Source organism: Anaeromyxobacter sp. SG66, assembly GCF_022690805.1.
GTDB lineage: Bacteria > Myxococcota > Myxococcia > Myxococcales > Anaeromyxobacteraceae > Anaeromyxobacter > Anaeromyxobacter soli.
On sequence record NZ_JALCZC010000007.1, the window covers coordinates 25,276 to 43,359 of the forward strand.

Sequence of the window (18,084 nt, forward strand, 5' to 3'; positions counted from 1 at the left end):
ATGCGGGGCAGTGAGGGTCTCAGGGTCGGGTCCTGCTCGAGGCGCCTCGCCTACGCGCTCCCCACCAGCGCCGCGAGCTCGCCCTGCACGTCGCTGCCGACGTTCAGCTCCACGAGGCGGCGGAGGTGGGCGATGCTCTCGAGGTCGATCGCGTACCAGCGCACGCCGACGCGCCTCCCCTCGCGATGCGCGATGGCACCGTCCATCCGGATCACCACCTCACCGCCTTCCAGCCGGAGCGCCAGCGCGCACGGGTCGCCGCGCTCGACGTCGAGCCCCTCGCCCACCTCGACGAGCGCGCCTTTGAGGCCGATGTCGAGGAGTCGCGCGGGCGCGGTGCCGCGCTCCACGTGCAGCTCCACGCCCGCGTGGAAGGGGATGCGCGAGAACCGCCGCCGGTCGGGTGCGTCCATCAGGCCCTCCACGGCCGCCGGAGCGGCCCGCCACTCGATCGACGAACGTCGCCCGATGGATCAGCGAGGCGCAACGGGCGGCTCGGGGCGTGCGCGAGCGCGCACCTCCACGTGCGCGCCCGCCACCATCACCGGCCGCAGCCGCGCGCCCGCGAGCGCCTCGAAGATCGCCCGCGAGACGACGCCGGGATCCTGCAGCAGATCGGCGACCACGGAGGCGGGGAAGACCTCGCACGTCCCGGCGTCCTCGGGGCGGCGATGGGGCTGGAAGCCGGAGCGCCGGAGCAGGTCGAAGGCCGCGCGGTACGGCGCAGGATCCGCTCCCGAGAGCGCGAAACGAATGACGGTCCACATGACCCTTGCGGCCAACCTCCGTCACGGCAGACGAGCCACCAAGTGCCCCAAGGGGAGCCGCCTCCGGGTGCGGCGAGGTGGGCGCACCCTGCCCGCCTGGGTTGCAGGCGCCGGCGGTGGCGTGGTCTGTTCCGTGCTCGTTTGCGAACGCTCGAAGAGCTCGTCGAATTCGTCCGGGAGCGCACTGCGCCCGCGCCCGTGCCCCTCGCCCCCGAGATCATGATTCACCAGGCGAGCGAGCTGACGCCGCTGTGGCATGCGACGGCGGCCGAGCTGGCGGGCTGGGACGACTCGCCGTTCTGGGCGTTCCCGTGGGCGGGGGGCCAGGCGCTCGCGCGCCACGTGCTCGACCACCCCGACCTCGTTCGCGGACGCTCGGTGGCGGACTTCGCGACGGGCAGCGGTCTCGTCGCCATCGCGGCCCTGCGCGCCGGCGCGGCGCGGGTCCTCGCGCTCGACCTCGACCCGTTCTGCGAGGCGGCCGTGCGGGTGAACGCTGCGCTGAACGGGGTCGCGCCGGAGTTCCGCGCGGGCGATGCGATCGAGGCGCCGCTCCCCGGCGTCGAGGTGGTGCTCGCGGGCGACGTCTTCTACGAGCGGTCGCTCGCCGCCAGGAGCCTCGCGTGGTTCCGCCGGCTCGCCGCGCGCGGCGTGAGCGTCCTCGCCGGCGACGCGGGCCGCACCTACGCTCCGCGCGAGGGCTTCGCCGTCCGGGCGTCCTACGACGTCCCGACGACGGTGGAGATCGAGGACGGCCCGCTCCGGCACGCGCGCGTGCTCGAGATCCTGCCCTGACCCGCGTCCGCTCGCCGGTACGGCGGCCCGGGCCGACGATCGACGGCGCGTGACCTGGCACGCGGCGGACGGGTCGCGCGGCTCCGCTCGCGTGGCCGCGACCGCCGGGACGGGTGGTACGCTCCGTCGCGATGCTCGACCTGCCCACCTCCGCGGCGCGGCCGGCCGCCGTCGTCTGCGGCCACGTGACGCTCGACCGTGTCGCCGGGCGGCTCGTCCCGGGGGGATCGGCGTGGTACGCGGCGCACACGTTCCGCGCGCTCGGCGCCCGGGCGCGCGTGCTCACGGCCGCCGGCGCCGACTATCCGGAGCGCGCGCTCGCCGGGGTGGAGTCCATCATCGCGCCCGCGGCGCGCACGACCCTCTTCGTCAACATGCACGCGCCGGGCGGCGCCCGCCGGCAGCGGGTCGAGGCCTCCGCCCCGCCGCTCGATCCGGCCACCCTCCCCGTGGCCTGGCGCGGCGCGGACGTGCTCCACCTCGCGCCCGTCCTCGGCGAGGTGGCGCCGCGTGCGTTCGCCGACGTCGCCGGCGCACGGGTGGTGGGGCTGGGCGTCCAGGGGCTCGTGCGCGCCGTGGCGGCGGACGGCACCGTCGTGCAGCCGCGCTGGTCCTTCGCGCCCGCCGAGCTCGCCGGCGTGACCGCCGCGTTCGTCGGAGAGGACGACCTCGCCGGCCAGGACGACCTCCTCGCGCGCCTCGCCGCGGCGGTGCCGATCGTCGTCTTCACGCGGGGCGCCGCCGGCTGCACGGTGACGACGCGCGACCGCACGTTCGTCGTGGGGGTGTTCCCCACGCGAGAGGTCGATCCGACCGGGGCCGGCGACGTGTTCGCGGCCGCCTTCCTGCTCGCGCTCGCCCGCGGTGACGACCCGGTCGAGGCCGCGCGCCTCGGCGCGGCCGCGGCGTCGATCGTGGTCGAGGGAGTGGGAGGGGAAACGCTGCCGCGGATCGGCGAGGCGGCGGAGCGCGCGAGGAGGGTGCCGGTGGGGACGTGAGACCGAGACCCCGACCTACCCCTCTCCCCTCCCCAGCGTCCGCAGCGCCGCCGACCAAAGCCTCGCCTCCCGCTGCGTGAGCCGCGCGCGCCGCAGGGGAGCGACGAGGTCGCGCACCGCGTGCCGCTCCGGTCCCGCGAGGAATCCGCCCGCCCGCAGCGCCGCGCGCAGCGCCGCCTCGAGGCTCCCGAGCTCCGCGTCCGTCGCGCCCGCGGGCGGGGACGTGGGAGCCCGCGCGTGCGCCTCGAGCGCCGCCCGCCTGAGCTCGTAGGCATAGAGGAGCACCGCCTGGGCGAGGTTCACCGAGGGTTGCGCCTCGTCCGTCGGGATGGAGGACAGGTCGTGGCAACGGAGGACCTCGTCGTTCGTGAGACCGCTGCGCTCGTCGCCGAAGACGATCGCCGTCCGCCCCGCCGGGGCGCGCTCGAGCGCCTCGCGCGCGACCGCCGCGGGGGCGAGGCGCCGCTTGCCGCGCACCCTCCGGGAGCTGGTGCCGACGACCCACGCGCAGTCGGCGACCGCCTCGTCGAGCGTCCGGACGAGCCGAGGCCTGTCGAGGAGGTCCTCCGCGTGCACCGCCACCCTGCGGGCCGTCGCGAAGTCGTGCGTCCCGAGCTCCGCGATGGCCCAGTCGGCGAGCCCGAAGTTCTTCATCGCGCGCGCGACGGCGCCGAGGTTCTCGGGGTTCCGCGGCCGGAGCAGGACGATCCGCACCGGCGCGGGGACGACGGGCATCGCTTCGGGCATGGGGCATCGTACGACGGCTCCTCGCCCGCTCGCTCGCCCGGCGGAGCCGGCGGGTCCGCGGCGGGTTGCCCGCCTCGACCGGAGCGCCCCGACGGTCCCCCTCGCGCCGCGCGACCGCGTGAGGTTCGATGCACGAGGAGGTAGACGATGCGCGTGCGCGAGGTGATGACCCGGAACGCCGCGACCATCGGCGTGGACGAGACGCTGGTCGCGGCCGCCCGGAAGATGAAGGAGCTCGGCGTCGGCGCCCTCCCCGTGCTCGAGGACGGCACGCTCTCGGGGATCGTGACCGATCGGGACATCGCCGTGCGGGCGACCGCGGCGGGCGCAGACCCGAGACGCACCCGCGTCCGGGAGGCCATGACGCCCCAGGTCGTCGCCTGCACCGAGGAGGACGAGCTCGCCGAGGCGGCGCACGCGATGGAGGCGTGCGCGGTGCGGCGGCTCATCGTGCTCGACGGCGCCGGGCACCTCTCCGGCATGCTCTCCGTCGAGGACATCGCGAACGCGAGCACCGCGCTCGCCGCGGAGGTGCTCCGCCACGCGCGCGACCCGATGCTCGGCGCCCTCTGACCGCGCGCTCCACCTCCGCCGACGTGCTAAGTAGCTCGCGTGCTGCGCGGCGGCTTCCATCTCCCCATCGCCTTCGACGTCGCCGCCTCGTTCCTGTTCGCGGTGACGGGGGCGATCTCCGCGGTCCGCAAGCGCTACGATCTCGTCGGCATCCTCGTGCTCTCGATCGCGACGGGGCTCGGCGGAGCGCTCCTCCGCGACGGGCTGTTCCTCCAGCAGGGGCCACCCGCCGTGCTCACCGACGGGCGCTACCTGCTCGGCGTGCTCGGCGGCGGCCTCGCCGGCGCGTTCTTCGGGCGGCACTTCCAGCGCGCCCGGCTCGCGATCGTGGTCATCGACGCGCTCGGGCTCGGCGTGTACGGGGTGGTGGGCGCGCAGAAATCGCTCGCCGCGGGCCTCCCGCTCGTCTCCGTGGCGCTCGTCGGCTGCGTGAACGCGGTGGGCGGCGGGATGCTGCGCGACGTCCTCGTCCGCGAGGAGCCGCTCATCTTCAAGCCCGGCGAGGCCTACGCCCTCGCCGCCCTCACCGGCGTGCTGTGCTTCATCGCCCTCGCGGCCGGCCTCCGCCTGCCGGAGGAGACGGCGGCGTTCGCGGGGATAAGTCTCGCGTTCATGGTACGTCTGCTCTCCATCCGGCTCGGCTGGCGCACCGGTGCGTTCGAGCCCGACCACGGCCCCTGATCCGAGCGCTCGCCCGGTTGCTCTCCATCAAGGCAGCCAGGCGACCCGTTTGCGTACAGTCCGCGCGCTTTCGCACCCATCGAGGGTGTCAACCCGCGGTACGCATCAGGAGCTTCACATGAACGGCGTTCGAATCCTCGTCCTCTCCCTCGCGGCCGCGCTGCCCATCTCCGCGTTCGCCTTCGGCGGGCACGACGGCGTCGGCTGCAACGGCTGCCACGGCATCCACACGGCGAAGGGCGATGTCATCTTCGCCGTGGCGCCGAACAAGGTGGCGCAGAACCCCCGCACGAAGGCTGCATACACCGGATCGACGGCGCTCTGCCTCGGCTGCCACGAGGAGACCTCGAAGGGCGGCCAGGGTTACGCCCCGGTGTCCGGCCACATGAGCCACCCCTACGGCCTCACCTCGGTGAACCCGAAGGTCGCGAACGTCCCCGGCGACCTCCTCCGCGACGGCCGGTTCGAGTGCGTCGGCTGCCACGACCCGCACCCGTCGAACGCCAACTACAAGTACCTCCGCGTCGACACGGCGAAGGGCCAGAGCATGGACGCGTTCTGCGCCGTCTGCCACTCGGCCAAGGCCGACGGGAAGGTCGTGGCGAAGAAGGCGGTCGTCTTCACCTCGATGGATCAGCGCGCCGGCGGCGCTGCGCCCGCGGCGGCCGCGCCCGCGAAGCCCGCGGCCGCGCCCGCGAAGAAGTAGCATCCGCTCTTTCGTGAGCCGTTCGAGGCCCTCCGGCGCGACGCGCCGGGGGGCCTCGTCGTCTGCGGGGGGCGGTCGCCGTCAGGGGTACTGCGCGTGCTGCGCGCCCTCGGGCCTGGGCCGCCAGATCTCGAGCATGCCGCTCGCCGAGTGGGCGATGGGCTCGTAGCGCGACCGCAGGTCGAGCGCCATCCGCGCGCCGCACGGGCTCGCGAGCGCGTCGGGGGTGACGCCGTACACGAGGACGTAGTCCACCTGCGCCGCCACGGCCGCGCGCAGGTCGATGCACGGGGGCGTCCCTTCCATCTTCGCGAGCGAGCCGGCGAGCATGAGGAACGGGTTGTGATCGTCGGGGAACCGCAGCGGACAGTGATCGGTGAACGCCTGGCTGTTCTTGAGGTCCACCCCGCCGTTGCGCGCCACCACCCAGCCGGTCGCGTGCAGGAGCGGCTTCACGCGGTAGCCGAGGTTGCGGCCGTTCTCGTCGACGGGGCCGTAGGGCGAGATGGCGACCGGCAGGAGCACGCGGTCCGGGCCGAGGCCGGCCGCCGCCGCGACGTACTCCTCGACGTAGGCGGAGATCTGGCGCTGCTTCTCGTAGCGGAGGCCCGTCGCCACTACCGCGATCCCCGCGAGCGCCAGGGCGAGGCGCCGCACGGCGATGGCGGGCGCCGCGCCGGTGGCGATCCAGGCGGCCACGCAGAGGAAGGTGAACAGCGCGAACCGGTCGGACACGTGCGCGCCCGCCGCCACGACCTCCGGGACCGCGAAGTACGCGATCGCGAACGCCACCGCGGCGAGGAGCCAGCCGTCGTGCGGCCGGAACGCGCGCGTCGAGGTGGCGCGCACGAGGGCGAGGTGCACCACGCCGATGAACAGGACGAGCGACACCAGGCACGCGAGGAGGATCTCGCGCCGGTCGATCGAGACGAGCGCGTACGCGGTCGCGAGCTTGGCCGCGAGCTCGTAGATCGGGAGGCGCGAGGACGCGCGATCCGAGTGCGCGACGAGCCAGGCGCCGAGGAGGGCCGCCCCGGGCAGCGCCGCGAGCGCGACGGCGCCGGCGCGCACCGCGTAGCCGCGCACGACGAGCCGGCGGCGCGCCGCGTGCCCGCGGGAGCGGCGGACCGCGAGGGCGAGGCGCCAGGCCAGGAGGACCCCGATGGCGAGGCCAGCGCCCGCGAACGCGACCGAGTGGGCGAGGAAGAGCAGCACCGAGAGGAGCGCGAGCACGAGCCAGCGCGAGGGCCCGAGCCGGCCCCGGCTACGCAGCCAGAAGCCCACCGTGAGGAGCGCCAGCGCGAGCCCGTAGCAGAAGTTCCAGAAGCCCATCTGGAAGGGGAACGCGTGCACGAACGGGAACGCGGCGAGCGCGGCCCACCACCCGTCGCGACCCGGCGGGAGCAGGGCCCGGAAGCCCAGCGGGAAGAGCACCGTGTAGCCGGTCAGCACGAGCTTCTCGCCCGTGAGCGGGCCGACGACCTGCAGGAGCCCGGCGAGGAGCGCCTGCGTGAGCCAGTTCGGCTGCGCGCCCCAGTTCGCGAGGTACCAGTGCTGCAGGAGCGGCGAGTGACGGTAGCGCATGAGCGAGAGGACGTTCTCGACGTGCAGCGGTCCGTCCTGGGTCGGGAAGTAGTGAACGAGCCAGATCGGCAGGATGTGCAGGACGAGGATCCCGGCGAAGATCGTGGGGGCGATCCAGGCCCCCGGTCGCCGCAGCGACAGCGCCGGACGCGGCGCGCCCGCCCCGGGCGGCCCCCACGCGAAGCGGAGGCTCCCGAGGTAGTTCGCCGCGAAGGCGAGGGCGATGCCCGCGCTCTGGGCGAGGTACCGCAGGCCCCCGAGCTCCGCCCGGCCGAGGGTCCGCATGAGCGCCAGCGCGGCGAGCCCGAAGACCACGAGCTGCACCACGCCGCCCGCCAGGCTCACCGCGTGGTAGCGCACGAGGCGGCTCACCACCCCCGCGCCGAGCTCGCGGCGATCGCGGAACGTGAACGCGTCGTTCAGCAGGAAGTTCGTGACGATGCTCGTCTCGATGGCGAGGGCGGAGGCGACGACCTCCTGGATCCCGAGCACGCCGGCGAAGAGGTGCAGCGCGGCGAGGTTCACCCCGACCCCGGACAGCCCCACCAGGGCGAACCGCGCGAGACGACCCTTCATCGGGGATTCCCCTCCCGGTGCTCACGCTGGGAGCGACGCTCCCGAAGGGCATGCCCGTAACGGGGCGTCAAGCCCAATGAGGGTTTCTCGGCAGCAGCGCGAGCGTTCGCGCGGCGCGCACGCGCCAACGTCGGCGACCGCCGTGCGCTCGCTCAGGCGCGATCGGGATCGCAGAGCGACAGCACGAGCGCGAGCACGTCGTCGACGTCGAAGGGCGTGGGCCCCCTACGGTGGGGCCCGTCGCCGGCCATCGTGATGACCGGGACGTCGGCGTAGCGCGGATCGGCGCGGATCGCCCGCATGAACGCGTCGTCCCCGCGGCGTGGCGGGTGAAGACCGAGGAGCACCACCGCCGGCGCTTCGCCGCAGGCGAGCCTGGCGAGCCCGTCCTCGCCGTCGCTCGCGACGACGACCTCCGCCCCGCGCCCGGTGAGCGCCGTGGAGAGCGACGCGCGCACCGCCGCGTCTTGCTCGATGAGGAGGACTCGCCTGCTCGAGGGCATCGACTCGCGAGCCTACCCCGCGCGCGCGCGCGGGCCGGTCGCGCGACCGAGGTACGGCGCAGGCGTGCCGGTGAGGCGATGTCGGGCGACACGCCACCGCGCGCGGAGTGCGCCGGCCCGGGCGGGTCCCGCGCCGAACCGGCGGGGCCGGAGCGCGGGCCCCGTTGAAGCTGACTCAGTTCAGATAGCCGCCGCGCGGCCGCTCGCCGGAGAGGCCGAGCAGCTCGAGGCCCTGGCGCGTGAGCAGGTACCGGACCGTCCCGGCGCCGCGCTCGGTGTCGAGCTTCGCCTCGAACGCGGGGCCCGTGATCGCGCCGAGCTGCATCGTCCGCTTCAGGTTGACGACCCGGCCGTTCGCGAGATCGCCCGCGACCTGCCCCACGGAGTCGTCGCGCCGGTACAGCTCCACCGCCGCGTCGTGCAGCGCCGCGGCGAGCGAATCGGAGAGCGGGATGGACGAGAAGAGGACGGAGATGAGGGTCCAGGACGCGGCGGCATCAGCGGGCATCGAGAGGATTGTACCCGGTCGTCCGGCCCGGCGCCCGGCCGGGGCTCCGCGCGCGGTGCGCCGGAGCCGGCGCGGTGTAGTCTGGCGCTCCCGTGAACCTCCTCCTCCTCGAGCCCTCCGAGCTTGCGGCGGACGGCGTCGCCCGCCTGTCCGGCCGCCGCGCGCTGCACGTCCGCGAGGTCCTGCGCGCCGTCGCGGGCGATCGGATCCAGGCGGGCGTCGTCGGCGGTCGCATGGGAGAGGCGGAGGTGCTCCACGCCTCCGGCACCGAGGTGGTGATCGCGCCGCGCCTCGACCGCGCCCCGCCGCCGCCCGCGAAGGTGACGCTCCTCGCGGCGGTGCCGCGCCCGAAGATCCTCCGCCGCGTCCTGCAGGCGGTCGCCTCCATGGGCGTGAAGCGGCTCGTGCTCCTCGGCAGCTACCGCGTCGAGAAGAGCTACTTCGGCTCGCCGGTCCTCGCGCCCGAGGCGATCCGCGCGGAGCTCGTCCTCGGCCTCGAGCAGGGGAAGGACACGATCCTCCCCGAGGTGTCGCTCCGGCGCTTCTTCAAGCCGTTCGTGGAGGACGAGCTCGACGCGACGTTCCCCGAGCGGTCGCGGCTCCTCGCGCATCCGGCCGGGAGCGCGCCGCTCGAGACGCTCACGCCGCTCTCCGAGCGGGCCTGCGTCGCCATCGGTCCGGAGGGCGGCTGGACGCCCTACGAGGCCGAGGCGCTCCGCGCGCGCGGCTTCGAGCCGTTCTCGCTCGGGCCTCGCGTGCTGCGCGTCGACGCGGCGGTGCCCTACGCGGTGGGACAGGTGGAGCTCTGGCTGCGGGGCGGATGATCCACCCCGCGGTCGGACCCGAGCGCGAGAGCCCGCTCCACCGTCCGCGCGCGTGCGCCCCTCCCCCGGCCGGACGATCGGGCCCGCAGAGCCCCCATGACCCCTGGGCCGCGAATCTCCCGCTGGTGTATCTGTATCCGATTCGCGCTCTCGAAGAGGCGCGCCGCTCGCCGCCGCGCGCCCGCAACCACGAGGTCCCCGACATGAACGTCCCCGAGCTGTCGCCGCCCGCCCGCCTCCTCCTCGGCCCCGGGCCGAGCCCCGTCCACCCGCGCGTGCTGCGCGCCATGTCGACGCCGCTGCTCGGTCACCTCGACCCGAAGTTCCTGGAGATCATGAACGAGGTCCAGGGCCAGCTCCGCGCCGCGTTCCGGACCCAGAACCCGTTCACGATCGCCCTGTCGGGCACCGGGTCCGCCGGCATGGAGGCTGCGCTCGTGAACGTCGTCGAGCCCGGCGACACGGTCGTCGTCGTCGCGGCTGGCGTCTTCGGCAACCGCATGGCCGACATCGTCGGCCGCTGCGGCGCGAAGCTCGTGAAGATCGAGATCCCGTGGGGCCAGACCTGCGACCTCGGACGGGTCGAGGAGGCGCTGAAGAAGGAGCAGGTGAAGGCCGTCGGCATCGTCCACGCCGAGACCTCGACCGGCGCGCACCAGCCGCTCGAGGGGCTCGGCAAGCTCTGCCACGCCCACGGCGCGCTCCTCGTCGCGGACACCGTCACCTCGCTGGGCGGCGTGCCGGTGGAGGTGGACGCGTGGGAGATCGACGCGTGCTACTCCGGCACCCAGAAGTGCCTCTCCTGCCCGCCCGGGCTCGCGCCGCTCACCCTCTCGCCGCGCGCGCTCGACGCGCTCCGCGCGCGCAAGACCAAGGTGCAGAGCTGGTACCTCGACGCGTCGATGATCGCGGACTACTGGGCGGAGGGGAAGCGCGCCTACCACCACACCGCGCCCATCAGCATGGTCTACGCGCTCCGCGAGGCGCTCCGGATCGTCCACGAGGAGGGGCTCGAGGCGCGCTTCGCGCGCCACCGCCGCCACTCGGCCGCGCTGATGGCGGGCCTCGCCGCGCTGGGGTGCTCGCCGCAGGCACAGGAGGGGCGCCGGCTCCCGACGCTGAACTGCGTGCAGGTCCCCGCCGGGATCGAGGAGGCAGCGGTCCGCAAGTCCCTCCTCGCCGACCACGGCATCGAGATCGGCGGCGGCCTCGGCCCGCTCGCGGGCAAGGTGTGGCGCATCGGCCTCATGGGCGAGGGCTCGCGGCAGGAGAGCGTCCTCGTGGTCCTCGCCGCGATCGAGCAGGCCCTCGCGAAGCAGGGCAAGGGTCCGAAGCCGGGCACCGCGACGTCCGCCGCGCTCGAGGTCTACGCGCGCGGGTAGCTCGGCCCATTCGCGACGAACGATCGCCCCCGCCCGGCTGGCTCGGGTCGGGGGCGTACGCTTCCGGGCATCGGGGTCGCGATCGAACGCCGCCGTCCCCCGCTCTCCCCGCCCGTCGTCCCCCTTCCCGCCGACCCTGAAGCGACCGCCCGCCCGTTCCCCTAGTTCCCATGGCACCAGGCGGGCGCTCGCAGTGAACCTGGCAGAGCGAGGACACCGGCAAGCCCCCGTCACAGGCCCGAGCGATCGGCCGCGCGGGCACGCGAGGGGTGAGCTCCTCCGATTCTCCTTGCGCCGCAGCGATCATTTCGTCTTCGCGCGTCGCGCTCCGAAGCGCTCGCGCGGGCAAGGGCACGCTCGGTTTTTGCCCCCTCCCGCGCCGCCCGTACGTCTCTCCACCGAGCCCCTCCAGGCTCGCCCCGCCGGGTTGGCTTCCAGGGCTCGCTTGCCCTCCATAGGTTCGGCGACGGGTGGGGAACGGAGGCATCGAGTCCATGCACGTCGGTGACGACAACGTCGGCCTCGTGGCGGAGTTCAAGCGGCGGAAGGGTCCGGCCTGGCGCCGAGCGCTCGACCTCGCCCTCGAGGCGTCGCGGCGGCGCGCCGCAGCCCGCGCCGCGGCGAAGATGCCGAAGCCGCTGCCCGACGTGAAGGTCTCGCGGTCGCGGCTCGACGTCGCGGTCGAGGCGCGCCTCGCGGTCCGCTCGGGTGTCCGGCTCGAGGACTTCCTCCGCAACCGCCTCGCGAAGTACGCCTCGCGGCTCCCCGTCACGCTCGAGGACCTGCCGGTCGTCGTCGACGTGGAGGGCGGCGAGCCGGTGGTGCGCGCCCGCGTCCACGCGGCACCCGCCATCCCGGCCACCTACGGCGCGTCGTACGCCGCGTCGTACGCCGCGCAGCCCCGCACGGACGACCAGACCCGCTGGATGAAGGCCCTCGTCGAGCGCGAGGGCCCGTTCGCGGCGCAGGAGATCCGCGAGGCGCTGGCCGCGCTCGCCGCGCTCGACGCGCGCGCCGAGGCCGCGCGCTCCCGCGCCGACACGCTCGCGCGCGCCCTCGCCGACGATCTCGCCGCGGGCAAGGTGCCCGCCCCCGCCACCGTGGACGCGACCCCCGAGCAGCTCGGACGGCCGCCCGTCCCGTCTCCAGCGCCCGCCGCGATCCTGCGGGGCTTCGTGCTGGCGCTGGTGGTCGCCGAGGCCTTCTTCTTCTCCGGCCCGATCCTGTCCGCGCAAGGCGTCGACCCGGCGAGCATCGTCGAGGCGTTGAACGCGTCGCCCGTCCCGGTGGGCATGGCGCTCGTCTTCGCGCTCGGCGCCGCCGCCGCCGTGTTCGCGTTCGCGGCCGTCTCGCTCGACCGCGCCGCCCAGCTCGATCGCCCGGACGGCGCGAGCCGGCGGGGCCTCGGCGGCACCGCGGCGCTCCTCGCGGCGCTCCTCGCCGGAGGCGTCGCCGCCGCCGCGACCGCGCCCAACCGGCTCGCCCATGTGGCGCTCCTCGCCATCGTCCCCTTCGCGGGCGCCCTCCTCGTCCGGGTCGCGGCGCGCCTCCAGGCCACCCGCGACGCCGCCCTCGACGCGGCCCTCGCCTGGGATCGCGCCCTCGCCCGCGACGTCTCCGAGCGCGCGCGCCGGGTCGAGATCGTCGAGCAGGCCCGCGCCGACCTGGAGCGGATCGAGTCCGACCGCGCCGACGCCCGCCGCCGCATCCGCGCCCTCGAGCAGAGCGCGGTGAATGCCGAGCGGGCCTCCAGCGAGCGCAGCCGGCTCGAGGCGCGGCGCCTCGAGCGGCTCGCCGAGTCGCTCGCGGGCGCGCTCGAGCTCGACCGCTACGCCTTCCTGCGGCTCGCCACCGGCGCGACGCACGACGCGCTCGTCCGTCCGGTGCGCCGGCTCGAGCGCTCGTCCGAGCGGTTCGGCGTGGCGGGCTAGCGGGCCCTCGCGGCCTGCTGGCCGCCCCAGCCTGGCTCGGGCCGTCCGGGCGGCCCGAGCGTCTCGCGCGCTCCGGTATTGAGCTTGATCGAAATCAGGACAACCTTTCGATCAGGAGGAGCCTCCCGGATGCCCACCCCCGAGACCCCGCCGCTCGATCTTCCGCCCGGCATGGAGATCCGCGGCGCCCTGCCGCGACGCGCCCAGGAGGTGCTCACGCGCGAGGCGCTCGCGCTCGTCGCGGACCTCGTGCGCCGCTTTCGCCCGCGCGTGGAGCAGCTGCTCGAGCGGCGCCGCGAGCTGCAGCGCCGCTACGACGCCGGCGAGCGGCCGAGCTTCCTCTCCGCCACCGAGGACGTCCGCGCGGGCGACTGGACCGTCGCGCCGCTCCCGGCCGATCTGCAGGACCGTCGGGTCGAGATCACCGGCCCGCTGGACCGCAAGACGATCATCGACGCGCTCGGCTCCGGCGCGAACGTCTTCGTGGCGGACTTCGAGGACTCGAGCTCCCCCACCTGGCGCAACGTCGTCGAGGGCCAGGTGAACCTCCGGGACGCGGTCGAGGGCACGATCGAGCACGACGCCCCCGAGACCGCCGAGCGCCACCGGCTCGGGGACCGGACCGCCGTCCTCATGGTGCGCCCGCGGGGCTGGCACCTGCTCGAGAAGCACGTGCGCGTGGACGGGAGGCCCGTCAGCGCCGCGCTGTGGGACTTCGGCATCTACCTCTCGAGCGCCGCGCGGCGGCTCCTCGCGAAGGGCTCCGGCCCGTACTTCTACTGCCCGAAGCTCGAGAGCCACCTCGAGGCGCGCCTGTGGAACGAGGTGTTCACCCTCGGCGAGGAGCGGCTCGGCCTCCCGAGGGGCTCGATCAAGGCCACCTGCCTCATCGAGACCCTCCCCGCCGCGTTCGAGATGGACGAGATCCTGTGGGAGCTGCGCGAGCGCTCCGCGGGCCTCAACTGCGGGCGCTGGGACTACATCTTCTCGACCATCAAGCGCTTCCGCGCGGACGCGAAGCACGTCATGCCGGACCGCGCGCACATCACCATGGACAAGGGGTTCTTGCGCGCGTACGTGCAGCTCCTCATCCAGACGTGCCACCGGCGCAACGTCCACGCCATCGGCGGCATGGCCGCGCAGATCCCGATCGAGGACGATCCGGCGGCGAACGAGGCCGCGCTCGCCGAGGTGCGCGCCGACAAGCTCCGCGAGGTGACCGACGGCCACGACGGCACCTGGGTGGCGCACCCCGGCCTCGTGCCCATCGCCAGGGCGATCTTCGACCAGCACATGAAGACGCCGAACCAGCTCCACCGCAAGCGCGAGGACGTGCGCGTGACGGCGCGCGACCTGCTCGAGGTGCCGGACGGCCCGCGTACCGAGGCGGGCCTCCGCCACGACATCCGCGTCTCGGTCCAGTACCTCGAGGCCTGGCTCCGCGGGACCGGCTGCGTCCCGATCTACGGCCTCATGGAGGACGCCGCGACGGTGGAGATCTCCCGCTCGCTCGCGTGGCAGTGGATCCACCACGGCGCGACGCTCGACGACGGCGCGCCGCTCACGGTCGAGCGGTTCCGCACCGTGCTCGCCGACGAGATGGATCGGATCCGCCTCGAGGTCGGGGACGCCGCGTTCCAGGGCGGCCGCTTCGAGGAGGCGCGCGCGCTCTTCGAGCGCATCAGCACGCAGGGGGACTTCGTCGAGTTCATCACCCTCCCCTCCTACGAGCTGCTCGAGGCCGAGGGCGAGGAGAAGGCGCGCATGCTCGCCGGCGGCACGGAGGGCCTCGCCGACTCGCCCGCGCCGCACCACCCCGACCCGCGCCGCTGGGAGGGCATCGTCCGCCGCTACACGCGGGAGGACGTCGAGAAGCTCCGCGGCTCCGTGCGCATCGAGTACACGCTCGCGCGGCTCGGCGCGAACCGGCTGTGGGACCTCCTCCACGGCGAGCCGTACGTGAACGCGCTCGGCGCGCTCACCGGCAACCAGGCCGTGCAGATGGTGAAGGCGGGCCTCCGGGCCATCTACCTCTCGGGCTGGCAGGTCGCGGCCGACGCCAACTCCGCCGGTCAGACCTACCCGGACCAGAGCCTCTACCCGGCGAACTCGGTCCCGGAGGTGGTCCGGCGCATCAACCGCGCCCTGCAGCGCGCGGACCAGATCGAGCACTCCGAGGGGAAGGACGGAACGTACTGGTTCGCCCCCATCGTCGCCGACGCCGAGGCCGGCTTCGGCGGCCCCCTCAACGCCTTCGAGCTCATGAAGGCCATGATCGAGGCGGGCGCCGCCGGGGTGCACTTCGAGGATCAGGTCGCCTCCGAGAAGAAGTGCGGCCACCTGGGCGGCAAGGTGCTCGTGCCGACCTCGACGTTCGTCCGCACGCTCAACGCGGCGCGCCTCGCGGCCGACGTCATGGGGGTGCCGACGATCCTCGTGGCGCGCACCGACGCCGAGGGCGCGAAGCTCGTCATGAGCGACGTCGACCCGTACGACGCGCCGTTCATCGAGAAGGGCGAGCGCACCGCGGAGGGGTTCTACCGGATGCGGCCCGGCGTCGACACGGCCATCGCCCGCGGCCTGGCCTACGCGCCGTACGCGGACCTGATCTGGTGCGAGACCCAGACGCCGGACCTGCGCGAGGCGCGGCGCTTCGCGGAGGGGATCCACGCGAAGTTCCCGGGCAAGATGCTCGCCTACAACTGCTCGCCCTCCTTCAACTGGAAGAAGAACCTCGACGACGCGACCATCGCGAGGTTCCAGCGCGAGCTCGGCGCGATGGGCTATCGGTTCCAGTTCGTCACCCTCGCCGGGTTCCACGCCCTGAACCACGGGATGTTCCAGCTCGCCCGCGGCTACCGCGAGCGCGGCATGTCGGCCTACACCGAGCTGCAGCAGGCCGAGTTCGCCTCGGAGCGGCACGGCTACACCGCGACGCGCCACCAGCGCGAGGTCGGCACCGGCTACTTCGACCTCGTCGCGAGCGCGGTGTCGGGCGGCACCGCGTCGACGCTCGCCCTGGAGGGCTCCACCGAGGCGGCGCAGTTCACCGCCGCGGGCAGGACCGGCGCGACCCACGCCGCCGAGCAGGTCCAGGCGGCCCTCCACGAGGACCACGGGCGGATCGAGGCGGTGGTGGACCGGCTCGGCGAGGCGAAGGACGTCGCCGCCATCACCGCCGCCCTCGAGTCGCTGGCGGAGCTCCTCACCGAGCACTTCGCGCACGAGGAGCACCAGAAGGGCTTCTACGGGCTCCTCGCCGCCTCCCCCGAGTACCGCGCCGAGGTGCTGCGCATGACCGACGAGCACCGGGAGCTCATCGCCGCGCTCCAGCAGGTCCGCGAGCGCGCGAAGGGCCAGGCGACGGCGTCGGACCTGGCGCCCCTCACCTGCGCCCTCGGCGGCCGGATCCGCGACCACGAGGCGCGCGAGATGGTGCTCGCCCGGGCGCTACATTAGGGGCCGCCGGCGCCCGGCGTCCGGGCGCCCCTCCGGACGCCCGAACTTGGCGCGCGACGATCCCGCGGGAGGGGTTACCTTGTCTCTCGTGCTCGAGCCGTCGTCGCGCCCCAGCGAGCCCTCCGGGCCCGACGTGGTCGTCGGCGTGCCGGCCGAGCCGGACCGCATGGCGGCCACCGAGGCCGCGATCGCGCTGGAGACCGGGCTCAAGGAGGCCTTTCCCGGGCGTCCCGCGCTGGCCGTCGTCCTCACCGGCGATCCGAGCGGCGCGGCGACGCCGGAGACGGTGCTCGCGCTCGTCGAGCGGGATCACCCCCCGGCGATCTACACGGGGGGTCACACCGGCCCGCAGGCCGCCCTGCCCACCCTGCTCGAGATCGCGGTCGCCCGCGACGCGCCCGCCTGCGCGCTCCTCCAGCCCCTGCCCCGCCCGAGCGACCCGCGGTGGCTCCGCGCGCTGCTCGAGCCGGTGCTCACGGGCGGGTTCGACCTCGTGGTCCCGTCCTACGCGCGCGGCCGGCTCGACGGCGTGCTCGTCACCGGCATCGTCTACCCGCTCACGCGCGCCCTGTTCGGGCAACGCCTGCGGCAGCCGCTCGGGCGCGAGCTGGTGCTCTCGCGCCGCCTCGCCCGGCACCTGCTGGCGGACACCGAGTGGCGGACGGATCCGGCGCACGCGGGCGAGGACCTGTGGTGCGTGACGAAGGCGCTCGCGCGCGAGGTGCGCATCGCGCAGGTGTTCATCGGTCCCCGGCCCCGCCCGGCGCCCCAGCCCTCCGACGTGTCCCAGGCCCTCGCCGGCGTGCTCGACACCCTCTTCCACGAGATGGAGGTGCACGCGCACTACTGGCAGCGGGTGATCGGCTCGCAGGTGGTCGCGACCTTCGGGGAGGAGCGGCTCGCGGAGGAGCCCGCGAACGCGCCGGCGGTGGCGCCGCTCGTGGACGCCTTCGCGCTCGGCTGGCGCGACCTGCGACCGCTGTGGAGCAGCGTCCTGCCGCCGCACACCCTGCTCGCGCTGCAGCGGATCCCGCGCGCGCCCCCGGAGGCGTTCCGCATGCCGGACGCGATCTGGGCGCGCGTGCTGTACGACTTCGCGGTGGCGTGGCGCTTCAAGCTGATGGAGCGCCGCCAGCTCCTGCGCTCGCTCACGCCCATCTACCTGGGCTGGGTCGCGAGCTACGTGAACGAGGTGGGACCGCTCGGACCGGACGCGGCGGACGAGCGCGTCGAGCGGCTCTGCTCCGCGTTCGAGGACGAGAAGCGGTACCTCATCTCGCGCTGGCGCTGGCCGGACCGCTTCAACCCGTGAGGACGAGGCCATGTGGGAACAGGTACGAGCAGTGCTGGGCGAGGCGTTCGAGCGGCTCGGGGCGGTGATCGCGGCGGACCTGCCGGGCATCGTGGCGATGCTCATCGTGCTCGTCTCCACGACCGTCGCGGCGTTCGTCATCCGGGCGATCCTGCGGGCGGTGCTCGGGCGCACCGGCTTCGATCGGCGCGCGCGAGAGTGGGGCGTGACCACCGGCCGCGACCTCGGGCCGCGCCAGGAGCCCTCCGCGATCGTCTCGCGGTTCGCGTTCTGGCTCGTGGTGGTGGCCGGCATCGCCCTCGCGCTCGAGGTGCTCGGCGCGAGCACGGTGAGCGCGTTCGGCCTCTCCCTGCTCGTGTTCCTCCCGAAGCTCGTGGTCGGGGCCATCATCCTGCTCGTCGGGATCGGCGCCGCCCGCTTCCTCGAGCGGAGCACGCTCATCAGCGCGGTGAACCAGCAGATCCGCCAGGCGCGCCTCATCGCGCTCGCGGTGAAGTGGCTCGTCCTCGTCCTCGCGGCGGCGATGGCCCTCGAGCACGTCGGCATCGGCGGAGAGCTCCCCACGCTCGCGTTCGCGCTCGTGGTCGGCGGCATCGTGCTCTCCGTCGCCCTCGCCGTGGGGCTCGGGGCGCGCGACGCCGTGTCGCGCGCGCTCGACCGGGAGACCCGCGGGGAGCCGCGGCCGGGCGAGCCGGGGCCGACCGGCCCCGAGGACAAGGTCCAGCACCTCTAGCCCGA

General features: G+C 74.5%; 17 protein-coding genes. 11 read left to right on the top strand and 6 right to left on the bottom strand.

All coding sequences use genetic code 11. The features are described from left to right. Positions 1–50 precede the first annotated feature (50 nt). On the bottom strand, positions 51–413 hold the full coding sequence (locus MNZ39_RS04020; RefSeq protein ID WP_242334853.1) for a PilZ domain-containing protein: 363 nt from the start codon (positions 411–413) through the stop codon (positions 51–53). 60 nt (positions 414–473) lie between these two features. Further along, on the bottom strand, positions 474–767 hold the full coding sequence (locus MNZ39_RS04025) for a hypothetical protein (protein ID WP_242334856.1): 294 nt from the start codon (positions 765–767) through the stop codon (positions 474–476). A gap of 141 nt (positions 768–908) precedes the next feature. Here MNZ39_RS04025 and MNZ39_RS04030 point away from each other — a divergent pair, with 141 nt between their 5' ends. Together MNZ39_RS04030 and MNZ39_RS04035 are read left to right on the top strand one after the other, a co-directional pair. Continuing rightward, a complete protein-coding gene (locus tag MNZ39_RS04030; protein ID WP_242334858.1) occupies positions 909–1,562 on the top strand; it encodes a methyltransferase in 654 nt (217 codons plus the stop codon). A gap of 131 nt (positions 1,563–1,693) precedes the next feature. Beyond that, positions 1,694–2,560 carry a PfkB family carbohydrate kinase gene (locus tag MNZ39_RS04035; RefSeq protein ID WP_242334861.1) on the top strand — a complete coding sequence of 289 codons (867 nt, stop codon included), beginning with the start codon at positions 1,694–1,696 and terminating at the stop codon, positions 2,558–2,560. A 15-nt stretch (positions 2,561–2,575) separates the two neighbouring features. Here the strand turns inward: MNZ39_RS04035 and MNZ39_RS04040 are convergent, their stop codons facing one another. Then, on the bottom strand, positions 2,576–3,307 hold the full coding sequence (locus MNZ39_RS04040) for an RNA methyltransferase (protein WP_242334864.1): 732 nt from the start codon (positions 3,305–3,307) through the stop codon (positions 2,576–2,578). A gap of 147 nt (positions 3,308–3,454) precedes the next feature. Between MNZ39_RS04040 and MNZ39_RS04045 the strand changes: the two genes are divergently transcribed. The 3 genes from MNZ39_RS04045 to MNZ39_RS04055 all read left to right on the top strand — a co-directional run bounded on the left by MNZ39_RS04045 (position 3,455) and on the right by MNZ39_RS04055 (position 5,267). Next, positions 3,455–3,880, top strand: coding sequence for a CBS domain-containing protein (locus MNZ39_RS04045; protein ID WP_242334867.1), 426 nt, complete (start codon positions 3,455–3,457; stop codon positions 3,878–3,880). A 39-nt stretch (positions 3,881–3,919) separates the two neighbouring features. Continuing rightward, on the top strand, positions 3,920–4,561 hold the full coding sequence (locus MNZ39_RS04050; RefSeq protein WP_242334869.1) for a trimeric intracellular cation channel family protein: 642 nt from the start codon (positions 3,920–3,922) through the stop codon (positions 4,559–4,561). A gap of 118 nt (positions 4,562–4,679) precedes the next feature. Next, a complete protein-coding gene (locus tag MNZ39_RS04055; RefSeq protein ID WP_242334870.1) occupies positions 4,680–5,267 on the top strand; it encodes a cytochrome c3 family protein in 588 nt (195 codons plus the stop codon). 81 nt (positions 5,268–5,348) lie between these two features. On the opposite strand, the gene MNZ39_RS04060 is transcribed toward MNZ39_RS04055, so the two are convergent. The 3 genes from MNZ39_RS04060 to MNZ39_RS04070 all read right to left on the bottom strand — a co-directional run bounded on the left by MNZ39_RS04060 (position 5,349) and on the right by MNZ39_RS04070 (position 8,438). Beyond that, positions 5,349–7,427, bottom strand: coding sequence for a GtrA family protein (locus MNZ39_RS04060; RefSeq protein ID WP_242334871.1), 2,079 nt, complete (start codon positions 7,425–7,427; stop codon positions 5,349–5,351). Positions 7,428–7,579: 152 nt separating this feature from the next. Next, the gene (locus MNZ39_RS04065) at positions 7,580–7,930 is read right to left on the bottom strand and encodes a hypothetical protein (protein WP_242334877.1); all 351 of its coding nucleotides are present in this window, start codon (positions 7,928–7,930) and stop codon (positions 7,580–7,582) included. A 175-nt stretch (positions 7,931–8,105) separates the two neighbouring features. Next, positions 8,106–8,438 (bottom strand): hypothetical protein, encoded by a 333-nt coding sequence (locus MNZ39_RS04070; protein ID WP_242334893.1) that lies wholly within the window; start codon positions 8,436–8,438, stop codon positions 8,106–8,108. 92 nt (positions 8,439–8,530) lie between these two features. Between MNZ39_RS04070 and MNZ39_RS04075 the strand changes: the two genes are divergently transcribed. From MNZ39_RS04075 to MNZ39_RS04105, 6 genes are all read left to right on the top strand, one after another. Further along, complete coding sequence (locus tag MNZ39_RS04075; RefSeq protein WP_242334896.1) at positions 8,531–9,262, top strand: 16S rRNA (uracil(1498)-N(3))-methyltransferase; 732 nt, start codon at positions 8,531–8,533, stop codon at positions 9,260–9,262. Between the two features lie 203 nt (positions 9,263–9,465). After that, positions 9,466–10,644 carry an alanine--glyoxylate aminotransferase family protein gene (locus MNZ39_RS04080; RefSeq protein ID WP_242334899.1) on the top strand — a complete coding sequence of 393 codons (1,179 nt, stop codon included), beginning with the start codon at positions 9,466–9,468 and terminating at the stop codon, positions 10,642–10,644. A gap of 494 nt (positions 10,645–11,138) precedes the next feature. Beyond that, entirely contained in the window at positions 11,139–12,575 is a 1,437-nt protein-coding gene (locus MNZ39_RS04085; RefSeq protein ID WP_242334902.1) for a hypothetical protein, read from the top strand. 129 nt (positions 12,576–12,704) lie between these two features. Then, on the top strand, positions 12,705–16,034 hold the full coding sequence (aceB, locus tag MNZ39_RS24805) for a malate synthase A (protein WP_255821076.1): 3,330 nt from the start codon (positions 12,705–12,707) through the stop codon (positions 16,032–16,034). 88 nt (positions 16,035–16,122) lie between these two features. Next, positions 16,123–17,346 (top strand): hypothetical protein, encoded by a 1,224-nt coding sequence (locus tag MNZ39_RS04100; RefSeq protein ID WP_242335043.1) that lies wholly within the window; start codon positions 16,123–16,125, stop codon positions 17,344–17,346. 10 nt (positions 17,347–17,356) lie between these two features. Beyond that, the gene (locus MNZ39_RS04105) at positions 17,357–18,079 is read left to right on the top strand and encodes a hypothetical protein (protein WP_242334905.1); all 723 of its coding nucleotides are present in this window, start codon (positions 17,357–17,359) and stop codon (positions 18,077–18,079) included. Positions 18,080–18,084 lie beyond the last annotated feature (5 nt).